Here is a 15,377-nt window from a genome sequence, read left to right as displayed (position 1 = left end):
GTGATCCCCTCGCTCTGGCGCCAGACCCCCTGGGGCAAGGCCAACGGCGGCCAGTGGCGCTACGCCCTGCGCAATGCCCTGGCCATGTGCCTGTCGCTCTGGCTGGCGTTCGTGCTGCAACTCGACTCTCCCTACTGGGCCATGACCTCCGCCGCCGTGGTGAGCTTTCCCACCGTGGGGGGCGTCATCAGCAAGAGCCTGGGGCGGGTGGTGGGCAGCCTCATCGGCGCCATGGCGGCGGTGATGATCACCGGCCTTGGCATCGGTGATCCCTGGCTCTTCAGCCTGCTTATCGCCCTCTGGCTGGGGGGGTGCACCTACATCTCCAACCACCATCAGAACAACGTCTCCTACGGTTTCGCCCTGGCGGGCTATACCGCCGCCATCATCGCCTTCTCCTGCGTCAACCTGACCGACCCGCAGCATATCTTCGACATCGCCCAGGCCCGGGTGAGCGAGGTGATCGTCGGCATCCTCTGCGGCGGCCTGATGATGATGATCCTGCCGAGTTTCTCCGATGGCGAGACCCTGCTGGACTCCCTTGGCAAGAGCCAGACCCGGCTGCTGGAACATGCCCAGCTGCTCTGGCTCGGGGAGACGGGCGCCGATGTGCGCACCGCCCACGAGGGGGTGATCGGTCAGATCCTCACCCTGAACGTGCTGCGCATCCAGGCCGTCTGGAGCCACCACCGACTGCGTCGCCACAACCAGTTGCTGAACTATCTGCTCCATCGCCAGCTGAGGATGGTCAGCCTCATCTCGGGGCTGCGCCGCATGCTGCAACACTGGCCAGAGGACGCCGTCGACCCGGCCCCCATGCTGGCCGCCGTGCTGCGAGAGCTGGGACAGGGGGGCTGCGACAAGCTGCGCATTGCCCGCCTGATGGCGCCCTTCGTGGCCCGTTCGGGGGATGATTATCGCTGTCAGGCCTTCTGGCTGCGGCTGCGCCACTTCTGCTGGAGCTACCTGGATTGTCAGCGCTGGCTGGAAAGGCTGGCCCGCCACGATGGCCAGGAGTGGCCGGCGCCGCCGCGCCACAGCTCTCTGACCAGCCACACCGACGGCCTGGAGGCGGCCTACAACGGGGGGCGTACCTTCCTCTGCGTGATGCTGGGCTGCACCTTCTGGATCCACAGCCAGTGGGATGCGGGCGCTGCGGCCCTGACCCTGCTCGCTATCTGCTGCGTGCTCTATTCCGCCACCCCGGCCCCGGCGAAGGGGGCCCAGACCATGCTCAAGGCCATCGTGCTGCTCAGCTTTATCTGTTTCGGGGTCAAGTTCGGGCTGATGATCCGCATCGACGACTTCTGGATCTTCTGCGCCCTGCTGTTCCCCGCTCTCATCACCCTGCAACTGCTGAAATTGCAGCGACCCCAGGGGGCGGCGCTCTGGGGCCAGCTCATCGTGCTGCTCGGCTCCTTCCTCGCCATCACCAATCCGCCGAGCTACGACTACCTCGCCTTCGTCAACAGCAGCCTCGCGCAGGCATTGGGGGTGATGAGTGCCGGACTGGCGTTCCAGCTCCTGAGGCCCAGCTCGGATCGGCGCAAGAGCCGCCGCCTGATGCATCGTCTGCGGCGGGATTTCGTGGACCAGCTGGCCCCGGCCCCGCATCAGAGCGAGGGGGAGTTTGAGTCCCGGGTCTATCACGCGGTGAGCCAGCTCAGCCAGAGTCAGGATCAGGGGGCCCGGCTCTGGGTGCTGCGCTGGGGCGTGGTGCTGCTCAATTGCAGCCATATCGTCTGGCAGCTCAGGCTCTGGCGCAGCCGGGATCCGGCCCTCTATCTGGTGCGTGACGGCTGTCTGCGCTGCCTGAAAGGGATTCTGACCGAAGGGGGCGTGCAGCACGAGACCCTGGGGCGCACCCTGGCGGAGCTGGACCGCATCAGCCTGGGGCTGGGGGAACATGCAGATCCGGCGGCCCGGGCACTGGCGGGGCTGGTGTGGCGACTCCACTGCTCCCTCTCCCAGCTTGTGCAGGCCCTGCCCGGGGAACCCGCCTGATCCCGGGCGGGGAGGCCGGAGCCCCTCTGGATCACCCTTTGCGAGCGCCCCATTTGTCCCGGGCCCTCCCAGCGAGTAAGATTCCCCCCAAACGTCAATTCGCAAGGCCCTCCATGTCCACTCAATACAATGCGGATGCCATTGAGGTCCTCAATGGCCTTGAACCGGTGCGTCGCCGCCCCGGCATGTACACCGACACCACCCGGCCCAATCACCTCGGCCAGGAGGTCATCGACAACAGCGTCGACGAGGCGCTGGCGGGTCACGCCCGCAATCTGGAGGTGATCCTGCACGAGGATCAGTCCCTCGAGGTGATCGACGACGGTCGCGGCATGCCGGTGGACATCCACCCGGAGGAAGGGGTCTCCGGCGTGGAGCTGATCCTCTGCAAACTGCACGCGGGGGGCAAGTTCTCCAACAAGAACTATCAGTTCTCCGGTGGCTTGCACGGGGTGGGGATCTCCGTGGTGAACGCCCTCTCCGATCGGGTCGAGGTGACGGTGCGCCGGGACGGCCAGGTCTATGACATCGCCTTCGAGCGGGGCGACAAGGTGTCTGATCTGACCATCACCGGCACCTGCGGACGCCGCAACACCGGCACCCGGGTGCGCTTCTGGCCAGAGGCGCGCTACTTCGATTCGCCGCGCTTCTCGGTCTCCAAGCTCGAGCACCTGCTCAAAGCCAAGGCCGTGCTCTGCCCGGGCCTCACCATCAAGTTCTTCGACAAGAACACCGGCATCAAGCTTGAGTGGTGCTACGAAGACGGCCTCAAGGATTACCTCATCGATGCGGTCAAGCAGTTCACCTGCCTGCCGGAGCAGCCCTTCGTCGGCTCTTTCAGCTCCGAGCAGTCGGCGGTGGACTGGGCCCTGTGCTGGTTGCCGGAAGGGGGCGAGTGCCTCGCCGAATCCTATGTGAACCTCATTCCCACCGCGCTCGGTGGCACCCATGTCAACGGCCTGCGCCAGGGGCTGCTCGACGCCATGCGTGAGTTCTGCGAGTTCCGCAACCTCTTGCCCCGCGGGGTCAAGCTGACCCCGGAAGACATCTGGGATCGCTGCGCCTACATCCTCTCCATCAAGATGCAGGACCCGCAGTTTGCCGGCCAGACCAAGGAGCGACTGTCGTCCCGCCAGAGCTCGGCCTTCGTGTCGGGCGTGGTGAAGGATGCCTTCAGCCTTTACTTGAACAGCAACACCGAGCTGGCCGAACAGCTGGCCGAGCTCTGCATCTCGAGCGCCCAGCGCCGGATGCGCGCCGCCAAGACGGTAGTGCGCAAGAAGATAACCCAGGGCCCGGCCCTGCCCGGCAAGCTGACCGACTGCGGCTGCGCCGATCCCATGCAGGGGGAGCTCTTCCTGGTGGAGGGTGACTCCGCGGGCGGCAGTGCCAAGCAGGCGCGGGATCGCGAATTCCAGGCCATCATGCCGCTTCGCGGCAAGATCCTGAACACCTGGGAGGTGGAGGCCGGTCAGGTGCTCGCCTCGCAAGAAGTGCACGACATCTCGGTGGCCATCGGGCTCGACCCGGATTCCGACGATCTCTCCGGCCTGCGCTACGGCAAGGTGTGCATCCTCGCGGATGCGGACTCGGACGGTCTGCACATCGCCACCCTGCTCTGCGCCCTCTTTGTGAAGCACTTCCGCACGCTGGTGGAAAAGGGCCATGTCTATGTGGCCATGCCGCCCCTCTATCGTATCGACATCGGCAAGGAGGTCTTCTACGCCCTCGACGAGGACGAGAAGAACGGCGTGCTGCAACGGGTCGAGGCCGAGAAGAAGAAGGGCAAGGTGATGGTGACCCGATTCAAGGGGCTGGGTGAGATGAACCCGAAACAGCTGCGGGAAACCACCATGGATCCCAACACCCGCCGCCTGGTGCAGCTCACCATGGGCGCGGAAGGGGGGGCAGAAGGGGAAGATGGGGACGAGACCCTGCAACTGATGGACATGCTGCTGGCCAAGAAGCGCGCCGGTGATCGCCGTGAATGGCTGGAAGAGAAGGGCAACCTCGCCATCATCTAAAGCGAGTCCCAAGTACCCCACCCCGGCCCTCCCGTTCGCAAGGGGAGGGGGCCAAGCCTCTCCTCCCCCTCATGGAGGGGGAGGTTGGGAGGGGGGCTTGTGATTCACCGTCGGCCCCCTGCCGACCCGCATTTTCGGCGTGCCCTCTGAGGGCGTGCCATAGCAAGAGAACAACCTTATGAGTGATGCTATCGAGCTCAGTCTGGACGGGGTAGAGCGCCAGCCAATGCGCACCTTTACCGAACAGGCTTACTTGAACTACTCCATGTACGTCATCATGGATCGAGCCTTGCCGCATATCGGCGACGGCCTCAAGCCCGTGCAGCGGCGCATCATCTACGCCATGAGCGAGCTGGGTCTGTCGGCGCTGTCCAAGCACAAGAAATCCGCCCGTACCGTGGGTGACGTGCTGGGTAAGTACCACCCCCACGGCGACAGCGCCTGTTACGAAGCCATGGTGCTGATGGCCCAGCCCTTCTCTTACCGCTACCCGCTGGTGGACGGTCAGGGCAACTGGGGGGCGCCGGACGATCCCAAATCCTTCGCCGCCATGCGTTATACCGAGGCGCGGCTGTCACGCTTCTCCGAGCTGCTGCTCTCCGAGCTCGGCCAGGGCACGGTGGAGTGGACGCCCAACTTCGACGGCACCATGAAAGAGCCGGTGGTGCTGCCCGCCCGCCTGCCGCACATCCTGCTCAACGGGGTGACCGGCATCGCGGTGGGGATGGCGACCGACATCCCGCCCCACAACGCGCGGGAAGTGGCCCACGCCTGCGTGGAGCTTTTGGACAACCCCAATGCCGGCCTGGATGCCCTGATGGCCCATGTGCAGGGGCCGGACTACCCGACCAACGCCGAGATCATCACGCCCCGCGATGACATCCGCAAAATCTACGAGACCGGCAAGGGCTCCATCAAGCAGCGGGCGGTGTGGAGCGAGGAAGATGGCGACATCGTCATCACGGCGCTGCCTCATCAGGCCTCCGGCGCCAAGATCATGGAGCAGATTGCCGCCCAGATGGTGGCCAAGAAGCTGCCCATGGTGACCGATCTGCGGGATGAATCGGACCACGAGAACCCGACCCGTCTGGTGATCGTGCCGCGCTCCAACCGGGTGGACGTAGAGGGGCTGATGGCCCACCTGTTCGCCACCACGGACTTGGAGAAGAACTACCGGGTCAACCTCAACATCCTGGGTCTGGACAACCGGCCCCAGGTCAAAGATCTCAAGACCATCCTCACCGAGTGGCTGAGCTTTCGTCGCGAGACGGTGCGTCGTCGCCTGCAGTATCGCCTCGACAAGGTGCTGGCCCGCCTGCACATCCTCGAAGGCTTGCTCATTGCCTACCTCAACATCGACGAGGTGATCGAGATCATCCGTACCGAAGAGGAGCCGGGCCGGGTGATGATGGAGCGTTTCAATATCAGCGAGACCCAGGCCGAGGCGATCCTCGAGCTCAAACTGCGCCACCTGGCCAAGCTCGAAGAGTTCAAGCTGCGCGCCGAGCAGAATGAACTGGCGGAAGAGCGAGACAAGCTGGAACTGATCCTGGGTTCCGAGCGCCGTCTCAGCACATTGCTGAAGAAAGAGATCCTGGCGGACGCCGAGAAGTACGGCGACGATCGCCGCACCCCGCTGGTGGAGCGTGCCACCGCCGTGGCCCTGACCGAGAAGGAGCTCACCCCGAGCGAGCCGGTGACCGTGATCCTCTCCGACAAGGGGTGGGTGCGCGCCGCCAAGGGCCACGACGTGGATGTGGAGGGCCTCTCCTACAAGGCGGGGGACAACTATCTCGCCCACGCCCATGGCCGCAGCAACCAGCAGGCGGTGTTCCTCTCCACCCTGGGGAGAACCTACTCGCTGGAGGCCCATACCCTGCCCTCCGCCCGCAGTCAGGGCGAGCCGCTCACCGGTCGCTTCGCGCTGGGGGCCGGTGAAGAGGTACGCCATCTGGTGATGGGCAACGAAGGCGAGCCGTACCTCATCTGTTCTGACGCCGGTTACGGCTTCGTCTGCCAATACGACGACCTGACGGCCAAGAACAAGAACGGCAAGGCGCTGCTGACCGTGCCGGAAGGGGGCATCGTCATGGCGCCCCAGAGGATAGGCGCGCCGGACACGGATCTCTGCATGGCCATCTCCAACGAGGGGCGCATGTTGCTGTTCCCGCTCAATACCCTGCCGGTACTCGGCAAGGGCAAGGGCAACAAGCTCATCAGCATCCCCTCTGCTCGCGTGAAGGCGCGGGAGGAGTTTGTGGTGATGGCCGCCGTCATCCCGCAAGGCCAGTCGGTCACCCTGTTTGCCGGCAAGCGCAAGCTCACCCTCAAACCGTCTGACCTTGACTACTACCGTGGCGAGCGCGGCCGCCGTGGCGCCAAGCTGCCCCGCGGTTTGCAGCGCGTCGATCGCATCGAGATTGAACCCGCCGCTGGCGCCGAGCCGGTAGCCGGGGAAAATCAGGAAGGGTAAATAATAGAAAGGGCGCGAAAGCGCCCTTCTTAAAAATAAACTCTCAGTGTTATTTTATTGATGAAAGTGAGGTGTGATAAGTTATAAATAATTAGCTGTATGGGGTGCTGAATTTAAATCGCTCGGCAATATATCTAGCTGAATTTTCAATGTATGGGAAAACCGTACTTTCATTTATATTTAGCTTGTCTAGTTGAGTTAATATCTCAGCTTTGTTTGAAACTGTAACTCTAAATATACTGATATCTTGAGTGCCATTTTCGTCCAAGATTGCATCTATTCCAAACAACAGAAATGCTCCAGATTGAGATGATATTCTGTCGTTGCTCTTTTTTCCTTTTACACAAATGATCTTTCGTAAGTCATCAGGAATTATTTGGGGTTCGAAAAATGACTTCTCTTCTTTTATAAAGTGAAGCAACTGTTTGATTGATGATTGAGAATTGAAATCATCGCATGAAAAATCAATAGAGTCTTTTTCTAACTTCGGCAAACGAGACAAATTAGCAAGGCAGCTTGCAACATCTGAGTCAAAATATTTAACGTTACTTCGATTCATGGATAATAAAATCACTTCACCTTCTGACTCCTGAGAGGATTTACATGCGAAGTAAAGCGCTATTAATGGATTTGATGTTATATCAAGGAGTCTTGTTGGGAGTGAAAAGTGTTGCATACGAACAAGGCGATCAAGAGTATATACATCTGATTGAAAATCAGCTGAATTTGATACCAATAGCTCTCTATAAATAATGTGTTCATTATCAAGATAAAGAGGGTTTCCACTTCCATCCTTCCTGAAAATTGATGGCTCTAGTTTATATTTATTATCTGAGTGGCCTCGATAAAAAATTTCTGTATTTTTGTCTGCAGTATAATCTAGGACCTTTTCAATAAAACCTTTGATTGTTGTTACTTTGGGATTCGTCGATTTTGTTATTGTTGGTCTTTCTAGTTTCTTTGTTCTTGAAGTCGCTTTTTGTTCAATTATATTGTTGCTTTCTAGTCTATCAAATAGATTTTCATCTTTAACTGCCCAGTGGGTTCGATTCATTTCCCAATCACGGATATCTAAAAGTGCTGCTATTTCCTTTATTTTTTGAAATGGGATTGGTGGTATGTCAGGCATTAGATGGAATTCTACAAAAAGATCTCTGCCTCGTTCTTTTATCGATGTTAGATATCCGAGATGGAAATCTAACTCTTCTCCTTCGTATGCAAATATACAAGGATAACTTTTCAGTTTGTTAATGTTGCTTTCTGTTAAATCCTTAAAGGCTAAGGCTATTCTTTCATTTGTATATTCAAGAAATCGGCTCTTGTCAAATACATAATACCCATTTTCCCATGCTCCTATTTTTGATGTTACAAGTAAGTTGTACACTGAATCTTCCCTCGTTGAAGCGCTTTAATTTTGAATGTGGAGCGTATCAAAAAAAACTAAAACCAATTGTGATCTGAAGATGAAAATTTGAGGCACCTACGCTTTTTGACAAAAGCGTAGCCAGTAGGTCTGATTAGCGAAGCGTAATCAGACGATCGCGAAAACAGGTTGTCGCAATTCTTCTGGTGCGCCAGTTGATCTCTTCTCTATGTCCATCGCCACCGAGATTGCGGTGCGGACGATTACGCTTCGTTAATCGACCCAACTTCTCTCTGTTGTCTTTAACGTTCTGCTGCTTGTCGATGGTTTGCTCCCCTCATCCCCGACTCTTCTCCCGCAAGGGGAGAAGGGAGCCCAGACCGCAGCATTTTTGGAATGCGTGACATCTATGGCTACAGGTTGGCAGGCGCTGATCCCCTCTCCCCTTGGGAGAGGGTCAGGGTGAGGGGAGGCCGTAGGTCTGATTAGCGAAGCGTCATCAGACGTTCGCGAAAACAGGCTGCCGCCATGCTGCGGGCACGCCTACGGCTCTCTCTATCCATGGCCAGCCTGTGTATTGCGTGCATCAGGTGCCTGTGTGGCTGCCAAGCAGCAGCATCAGGCTAAACAGCAGCCAGTCATTGATGATGTGTGAGCCGGTCGATACCCAGATGTTTTTGGTGATGATGTAGCCACTGAGCAGCACGATGCGGGCCGTGCCGATCACCAGAAAACATTGCAGAAAATTCCAGTCATAAGTGGGCAGGTGCAGGGCTCCGAAGATTAGAGCCGTCGATAGCCAGGCGATGAGGATGGCGGACTTGCGGGTCAGGCCGAGCTTCTGGTGACAACACCAGAGGATGGCCAGAAAAGGCAGGATGGAGATCACCTCCTCGCCGAAGAGCTGGGGCGCCGTCTTGAGATAAAAGAGGATGCGCGCCGTATTGGACGCCTCTGCCAGCATGGCGTTGACCGGGTTTGCATTCAGCTGGAACAGGTGCTGCATGGTCATGGCAACGGCGATTGAGACCAGTATGTTGATGCCGGTAATCGCCAGCATCAAGAGACAATCCCGCCGCGTCGGCGTTCGAAACAGTGAGCGCCACCCTGTTCCCGCCACCATGGCGAGCACGGCCAGAGGAATGAGAGGGAACAGGAGGGCGGGCACAAAGCCCCCTGAGGTGGTCTTGAAAAAGTCGATGGGGGCGGAGAGAGCCGCAAACCCCAGGATGACCCCCAGCAGGATGAGTGCCCAGCCACGGGCAGACGGGGTGTGAGGATCCTGGTGATAGAGGGGGAAATCCCCGGCGCTCTTGCGCTCGAGCCCGAGGCGCTCACTGTCATTCAATACCGGCATTGCTGTAGGTTGATGCTCACCCATGGTGATCCTCGAGATGTCTATCCGTTGCTGTGCAGACAACCCTACACCAGAAAGGGGGGAAAGGGGCGCCGTTGGCTACAACACGCCAGGGGAATGGCACCGCCGCCAATCAGTTGTCGAAGTTCCACTCGATGGGCAGCTCAAGATCGAAAACAAGCTGATCCCCGTCGAGGGTGAAGGCCACGCTGGTCTGGTGCTGGTCGTATTCGTCGATAAGGCGGCAGCTCTCGGAAAAGTTGGATTCGTAGCCGAGGCGGGCAGTGCCGCCGGTGCGAGCCTCGTCGAGTTCCACCCCCAGCACCCGCAGGGGATCCTTCTGGCTGAGCTTGACCCGGCTGTCACCCACATCCACCAGCCGCTCCAGCAGGGGGAAGAAGTCCTGCTTGTTGGCCTCGATGGCCCGGGCGATGACCTGCTCCAGTTCGGTGGCGCTGGCAAGGGCGGGATCCAGCGTGTAGCGGGTCTGGATGCTTTCCTGAGTCATATTGTGCTCCTTGGGGCAATGAACCTGCGTCGGCCATCAGCACGATAGGCGGTGAACAAGGTGTGCCTAGCCATTAAATAAGGTGGTGATTCATTCTGGTGGATAAAACCATCATAAAAAACCGATGAAGGCAGCATGTTGCTTCTCGTCAGGCGGGAATGCGGCCATTGCGCACCAGGGACCGGCGGATATTTTTGCACATCTTGCCGAAGCGGTTGAGCTCGTCGAAGCTGGGCGGGATGCCGCGATCGATCTGATATTGCCAGTAGCAGAGGTCCGTATCCACCAGCTCCATCAGCTTCTTGGGGCAGCCGATGCAGGTGTTGTCCGGCCCGCATTTGAAGGTATCCGGATGATAGAGCGGAAATTCCGCCTTCACGGCGTCGATGATCTGCTGCATGGCGGTCATGCGGTCCGGCTTTCTGCTCACGGCCTGGCTCCCCGGCGGCTTGTATGGGGGAGTCATTATATCCCTGACAAAATGTGGGCCAATGACGCTTAGGAGGTAGTCCGACTTGCGTGCACGCCACCGCGCCTCGGATCCTGCGCCTGCTTCCCCCTGGTGGCCTCTTCTGTCTGGCGCCGTTTCGGGTCATGATGAAAGCCCCGAACGAACCACTTTTTGACTGGCCCCTCTGGAGGTGCGATGAGACCCTGTGCCCTGCTGTTGCTTTTTCCCCTGGTGTGCCAGGCCGAGGCCAGCCCGAGTGAACCCGTGCAGGAAGGTACCCTGGCCAATCAGCAGCTGATCCGGGATGCCATGGTGGGGGTCGCATCCTGGGTGGCCACCAAGGGGTGTGACGCGCCGGAGCGCTTCGTACCCGTGGTGTTGCAACTTCCCGAGGGGGAGCCGGGCAGTCGCCACTGGCAGGAGCGCTGGACGGTGACGGGCTGTGGCAACGACTATCCCGTGGTGATCGATTTTCGGGAGACCGGGATGCAGAGCGCCATGTGGACCATTGCCCGATAGGGTCGGCGCCGCCATCTGCGAGCTGCAAAGATGACAACGCCCGGCAAGCCGGGCGTTGGAACAGCGTGAAGGGGAAAGCCCGTCATCAGAAGTCGTGGTAGAGGGGCCAGCCGAGCAGGGGGTGGCGGATCCCGGCGCGCATCTCCATGTTGTCGAGCTTCTCCGGCGAGGCGTCCTCTTTTTGCAACTGCTGGTACTGACGCACAAACCCCAGGGTATGGAGGAGGTTGGGCACAAAGCCCGGGCTCAGCTCCTGACGCAGGGCGGCGGCCATGTCGGCGGGCAGCGCATTCAGCATCAGGGTGAGCTGGGCGGCGAGGTAGTCGGTGTCGTACCAGCCCTCGTCTAGCTCAATCTCCCGCGCCAGCTTGCGCTTGAGATCCTGTTTCACCTTGAGGGGGACGGCGCCACTGCCCTTGCCGCAGAGGATGCGGTAGAGCAGCGCTTCGGCCAGCTTGTCCTCCATGGTGGGGTGGTCGCTCTCGCAGGCGAAGAAGTGCTGGTCGATGAGCTCCATCAGGCGGCTCTTGTTGTGCTCGGTCAGCGCCTTCTCGTACTCCTGCCACCCTTGCCACTCCTCCACATCGGGGGGGCTGGAGATCTTGTCCAAGAGCCGCGCATCCACGTCACCGTAGAGGCTGTTGCCAGCCTGCTTGGGGCTGACGGTGATGAGCATGGACCAGCCCTTCTGGAACGGCTTGATGGGGCCTTCCGGCGCCTGCAACAGGGCCAGGGCCTTGGCCGGATCCCGTTGGGATAGCTCCTGCAGACCGAGGCTCACCACGCCGATGACGTCGTGGGCGGCCTGCTCCAGCAGGTGCATCTTGTACTTGTTGTAGTACTTGTCGGCGAATTTGAGGCTCATCAGCACCGCCTTGCCCTTGATGGCGGCGAGCTGCTGCTGACTCAAGAGTTCGTTGTCGCGGCCAAAGCGCAGCACCTGGGTCAGAAAGGGGCCCTGGTTGGCATCGCGAATGACTAACTGCATGAATGGGCTCCTTAATCCAGAAAGCTGAACATGTCGTCGACGTCGCCGTACTCGTCTTCCTCGACCTTGTTCTTCTCTTTGGCCTGCATCACCAGCTCGGCGGCAAACTTGTTGATGATGCCGTCCCAGGTGGAGTGCTCGTTGCGCAGCAGCGACTTGATGGATTTTTCCACCTCGGGGGCCAGCTCGCGAATGAGCATCAAGAGGCTGCGCGGGTCGTCCAGCGCGTAGTCGTGGACATCCTCGCTCTGCTGGCGCTCGCTGTAGCGCAGAGACTCTTCGAGATCTTCCTCTTCGGCGTGCAGCACGTCGCGATAACCTTCGTCCTCTTCATAGCGATCGCCGCGATAGAACTCGATAAAGGGGATGGCGAGGTAGAAGAGACCGGCCGGGTCTTCGGCCACGCACTCGAGGATCTCCCGCTGCTTGGCTTCGCTCTCCTGGGTGCGGATCAAGTAGTTGAGGAAGTCGAAGGTGTGCTGTTGCAGCTCGTCGGCGTTGTTCTTGATCGCCTCTTCCCAGTAGAGGGGCTGCTGGCAGACGATGTCGCGGATCCGCTCCGGGGTCATCAGCTCGGAGATGATGGAGGGGAAGGAGATGTCGTGCTGGCCGTTGATCTGGGTCAGGGTAACGATATCAATGTTTTCAATCACTTCTGCCAGCTGGTCGTCAGACATGGTCTTGGCGATCAGCTCGAACTTCTCGCTGGCCTGCTTCGGCTCGATGACGGCCAGCTCTTTGATCTCGATGGCGGTAATTTCTATCAGACTGTTGCTCATGCCTTGCCCCAATTAGAAACGGACTTCGTCGTACATATCCTGATCGCCGTCGTCATCACCATAGCGGTCACTGCCGCCGTGGTAGTCGGCGTCGGCATCTTCCCCGTCTTCCTCTTCTTCGTCCCGCAGCTCATAGTCGTCATCGGCGCGGTGGCTGCCGCGGGGCAGCGGGTTGTCCAGCAGGAACAGCACGGCGCAGGCTTCCATCAGCTGATCTTCGCTCTGGGCCCGCACCGCCTTGACCAGCGGCAGGACGGCGTTGCTGAAGCCGACGCTCACCTTGAACTCGTCCCAGGAGGGCTGCTCACCGCTGGCGAGCCACTTGTTCCACTGCGACTTGGCCTTGGGCGGGAACTGCACCCGGCCATAGAGGGCGAGCGGCAGGTATTCGGGCATGAACTCCAGCATGCTCATGTCGGCCAGCAGCAGGGCCTTCATCTGGTCGGTGAACTGCTCGAGCCCCTTGGGGTCGTCCTGATCCCGGTAGGATTCGATGTTCTCGCTGGCATCGCTTTGCAGGGCCTTGAGCCGTGCCTGGTCCCATTTTTTTTGCATAGTCGCTCTTCTTGCCTGGTGGCTCAGGGGTAGAACTGGTCCCACATCTCCTGCATGGCAGCAGCGGGATCGGTCACGATGACGTTGTTGAAATCCTTGATAAAGGCGGCCCGCTGTTTCGGATCGGACAGCACTTCATAAGCCTGCTTTACCTGGTGCAGCTTGAGGGCTGCCTGCTCTTTCTCTTCTTCGCTCGCCCCGTGCAGCTTGTCGGGGTGGTACTGGTTCGACAGCCGTCGATAGGCTTTTTTGATGTCGTTTTCACTGGCGTTGGACTTGACGCCCAACACCCGGAAGTAGTTGTTCATGACGGATCCTGCCTCACTGGCATGGTGGAATTCATCCTGTGTCGACCTGGTGGCGCAACGTCGGCAAACCAGGCTCGGCAAAAACCGGAGATTTTAACGGAAAGCCGGCGCCTCTGCCATGAAAGTGCGGTCTTTCTGTACGAAAAGAGCGGGCGGTGCGAGATGGCGGCGGGGCTACACTGGCAGAGGGGGGCGGCAGGCCCCGGCGTTGCCCGGCCCCCTCTTGTCCGAACCATCCGGATTCTGCCGTCACAAGGAGTCATCGCCATGGTCAAGTCCGCGTTTTTCGTGCTCGCGCTGGCAGGGAGTGCCGCCTCTGCCAGCGACATATTGCCCGCCTCGCCGCTGATGGGGGATGTCACCAGGGCCCAGTTCATGGAGCGCGCCGCCCAGCGCTTTGCCCTGCAGGACAAGAACGGTGACGGCGTGCTGTCGGTTGCCGAGAAAGAGGCCAACCTGGCAAAGCTGGCTGGCGTGATGCAACAGGCTGGCAAGCCGGTCCCGGAGCGGATGAGCCAGCTCAAGCCGTCGCGGGAGACCACCAGGGCCCAGTTCATGGCGCGGCAGGAGGCGCTCTTCTCTCGCCTGGACAAGAACGGTGACGGGGTGATCGGGGAGTCTGAGCGTCTCGACATCAAGGCCAATCTGGAGAAGCGGGCGATGGAGGCCGCCCAATAGGGCGGGTTGTCAGCCCTCTGATGAAAAAGAGCCCGGTAGCGATACCGGGCTCTTTGCATCTCTGGCATGAAGGGGGTTACCAGCTTGCCCAGAGCAGCCGCAACCTGAGCCCCCAGGCGCTGCTCCAGCCGGTGGTGCTGCTCACCAGAGCCCCATCCTTGATGACGAGGAAGGTCGGCGTCACCCCCACCTGCCAGCGGGCGGCCAGATCCCCGGACTCGTCGTTGTGGGTGGGGAAGGTCAGCCCCTTCTTCGCCATCCCGGCGCGCAACGGTTCATCGCTGCCGGAGCGCAGGGCCACCGTCAGCACATTTTCGCCCTCCTGCCAGAGCTGTTCCACCGTGGGAGTGGTGAAGCGGCACACCCCGCACCAGCTGGCCCAGTAGTAGACCAGCAGGGGCTTGCCGCGGCTCTGCTCGGCCAGAGTGGTGGTGGTGCCGTCCTGCAGGGTGAAGGGGGCCTCCATGGCCCCCGCCGGCAGCATGGGGCTGCGCCACAGATCCACCAGTGTGGTGATGACGAGCGCCATCAACAGCAGCCAGAGCGCCTCCTTGCCCCAGCGGCGCCAGCGGGGGGCCTTTATGCCTGCATCCTCGGCCATGGCTTAGCTCCGCTTGGCCAGCTCGGCTTTGACCAGCTGCTCCAGCTCGTCATAGGGAATGGCACCCGGCACCAGCTGGTTGCCGATAAGGGTCGCCGGGGTGCCTTGCACGCCGAGCAGGGTGCCGATGCGCAGGCTGTTGCGCAGCTCTTCGGTGGCCTTGCCTGCGGGCTTGAGGGTCAGGTTGTCGGTGGCGGCCAGCGCCTTGTTGATGTCCGTCTCGGTCAGCATCCCCTGCTTGCTCATGAGCTTGTCGTGCAGGGGGAGGAAGCGGGCAGGATCCTGTTGCCACAGGGTCAGGCTGTACTGGGCTGCCTTGGCGGAGGTCTGCCCCTTGAACGGCAGCAGCTTGATCACCAGCCCCAGATCGTCCGGATAGGCCGCGAGCAGCTTGGCGACCGCCGGGTCGAACTGCTTACAGTAGGGGCAGTTGTAGTCGGTGAACAGCACCAGGGTCAGCTTGGGATGCTTGGCGCCGAGGCGCGGGCTGGTGGGGCTGTTGAACAGCACATCCTGGTTGCCCTTGATGAAGTCACCCATCTGGGCCTGCTGGGTCGCGGCGTTCTGCTTCTCCCAGGATTCGGCTGCCTCGTCGAGGATCCCGGGGTTGGCGATCAGGGTCTCGCGAATGAGCTCCTTGATGCGGGCCTCCTGCTCCGGGGTGAAGGGCGCCGCCTGCAGCAAGGGGGCGCAGAGGGTGGCGGCTACCAGGGCGGTGCAGAGGGTCAGGGTGCGCAGTTTCAGGGTACGCAGGGTCATGGGATTCTCC

15 protein-coding genes are annotated in these 15,377 nt (G+C 60.3%); 5 read left to right on the top strand and 10 right to left on the bottom strand.

Annotated features, from left to right (window positions below; all coding sequences use genetic code 11):
• From AB5Y89_RS09535 to parC, 3 genes are all read left to right on the top strand, one after another.
• Entirely contained in the window at nucleotides 1-2,004 is a 2,004-nt protein-coding gene (locus AB5Y89_RS09535; RefSeq protein ID WP_368223623.1) for an FUSC family protein, read from the top strand.
• Between the two features lie 113 nt (nucleotides 2,005-2,117).
• The gene (gene parE, locus AB5Y89_RS09530; RefSeq protein WP_319894438.1) at nucleotides 2,118-4,028 is read left to right on the top strand and encodes a DNA topoisomerase IV subunit B; all 1,911 of its coding nucleotides are present in this window, start codon (nucleotides 2,118-2,120) and stop codon (nucleotides 4,026-4,028) included.
• 178 nt (nucleotides 4,029-4,206) lie between these two features.
• Nucleotides 4,207-6,501 (top strand): DNA topoisomerase IV subunit A, encoded by a 2,295-nt coding sequence (parC, locus tag AB5Y89_RS09525; RefSeq protein ID WP_368223621.1) that lies wholly within the window; start codon nucleotides 4,207-4,209, stop codon nucleotides 6,499-6,501.
• A gap of 91 nt (nucleotides 6,502-6,592) precedes the next feature.
• Here parC and AB5Y89_RS09520 read toward each other — a convergent pair whose 3' ends face one another.
• From AB5Y89_RS09520 to AB5Y89_RS09505, 4 genes are all read right to left on the bottom strand, one after another.
• A complete protein-coding gene (locus tag AB5Y89_RS09520) occupies nucleotides 6,593-7,885 on the bottom strand; it encodes an FRG domain-containing protein (RefSeq protein ID WP_180911261.1) in 1,293 nt (430 codons plus the stop codon).
• Between the two features lie 565 nt (nucleotides 7,886-8,450).
• On the bottom strand, nucleotides 8,451-9,245 hold the full coding sequence (locus tag AB5Y89_RS09515) for a CPBP family intramembrane glutamic endopeptidase (protein WP_368223619.1): 795 nt from the start codon (nucleotides 9,243-9,245) through the stop codon (nucleotides 8,451-8,453).
• A gap of 109 nt (nucleotides 9,246-9,354) precedes the next feature.
• Nucleotides 9,355-9,729, bottom strand: a complete 375-nt coding sequence (locus tag AB5Y89_RS09510; RefSeq protein ID WP_043152954.1) for a hypothetical protein — start codon at nucleotides 9,727-9,729, stop codon at nucleotides 9,355-9,357.
• Nucleotides 9,730-9,877: 148 nt separating this feature from the next.
• Nucleotides 9,878-10,129, bottom strand: coding sequence for a hypothetical protein (locus tag AB5Y89_RS09505; RefSeq protein ID WP_368223681.1), 252 nt, complete (start codon nucleotides 10,127-10,129; stop codon nucleotides 9,878-9,880).
• Between the two features lie 246 nt (nucleotides 10,130-10,375).
• On the opposite strand from AB5Y89_RS09505, the gene AB5Y89_RS09500 reads away from it, so the two are divergent.
• Nucleotides 10,376-10,699, top strand: coding sequence for a hypothetical protein (locus tag AB5Y89_RS09500; protein ID WP_045523112.1), 324 nt, complete (start codon nucleotides 10,376-10,378; stop codon nucleotides 10,697-10,699).
• 85 nt (nucleotides 10,700-10,784) lie between these two features.
• Here AB5Y89_RS09500 and AB5Y89_RS09495 read toward each other — a convergent pair whose 3' ends face one another.
• The 4 genes from AB5Y89_RS09495 to AB5Y89_RS09480 are packed head-to-tail and all read right to left on the bottom strand — an operon-like array spanning nucleotide 10,785 to nucleotide 13,329.
• Complete coding sequence (locus AB5Y89_RS09495; RefSeq protein ID WP_368223616.1) at nucleotides 10,785-11,687, bottom strand: hypothetical protein; 903 nt, start codon at nucleotides 11,685-11,687, stop codon at nucleotides 10,785-10,787.
• A gap of 11 nt (nucleotides 11,688-11,698) precedes the next feature.
• Nucleotides 11,699-12,466: a hypothetical protein gene (locus AB5Y89_RS09490; protein ID WP_045523193.1), complete on the bottom strand. Its 768-nt coding sequence runs from the start codon at nucleotides 12,464-12,466 to the stop codon at nucleotides 11,699-11,701.
• A gap of 12 nt (nucleotides 12,467-12,478) precedes the next feature.
• The gene (locus tag AB5Y89_RS09485) at nucleotides 12,479-13,021 is read right to left on the bottom strand and encodes a hypothetical protein (protein ID WP_128272295.1); all 543 of its coding nucleotides are present in this window, start codon (nucleotides 13,019-13,021) and stop codon (nucleotides 12,479-12,481) included.
• A gap of 23 nt (nucleotides 13,022-13,044) precedes the next feature.
• Nucleotides 13,045-13,329 (bottom strand): DnaJ domain-containing protein, encoded by a 285-nt coding sequence (locus AB5Y89_RS09480; RefSeq protein ID WP_005305278.1) that lies wholly within the window; start codon nucleotides 13,327-13,329, stop codon nucleotides 13,045-13,047.
• A 267-nt stretch (nucleotides 13,330-13,596) separates the two neighbouring features.
• Between AB5Y89_RS09480 and AB5Y89_RS09475 the strand changes: the two genes are divergently transcribed.
• Entirely contained in the window at nucleotides 13,597-14,007 is a 411-nt protein-coding gene (locus AB5Y89_RS09475) for an EF-hand domain-containing protein (RefSeq protein WP_010672789.1), read from the top strand.
• A 76-nt stretch (nucleotides 14,008-14,083) separates the two neighbouring features.
• On the opposite strand, the gene AB5Y89_RS09470 is transcribed toward AB5Y89_RS09475, so the two are convergent.
• Both AB5Y89_RS09470 and AB5Y89_RS09465 read right to left on the bottom strand, forming a co-directional pair.
• Nucleotides 14,084-14,608, bottom strand: coding sequence for a protein disulfide oxidoreductase (locus tag AB5Y89_RS09470; protein ID WP_368223614.1), 525 nt, complete (start codon nucleotides 14,606-14,608; stop codon nucleotides 14,084-14,086).
• Nucleotides 14,609-14,611: 3 nt separating this feature from the next.
• A complete protein-coding gene (locus AB5Y89_RS09465) occupies nucleotides 14,612-15,367 on the bottom strand; it encodes a DsbA family protein (protein ID WP_368223612.1) in 756 nt (251 codons plus the stop codon).
• Nucleotides 15,368-15,377 lie beyond the last annotated feature (10 nt).

The organism is Aeromonas sp. s4 (genome assembly GCF_040907855.1).
GTDB lineage: Bacteria > Pseudomonadota > Gammaproteobacteria > Enterobacterales > Aeromonadaceae > Aeromonas > Aeromonas caviae.
This window is presented reverse-complemented; position numbering and strand designations above follow the sequence as displayed.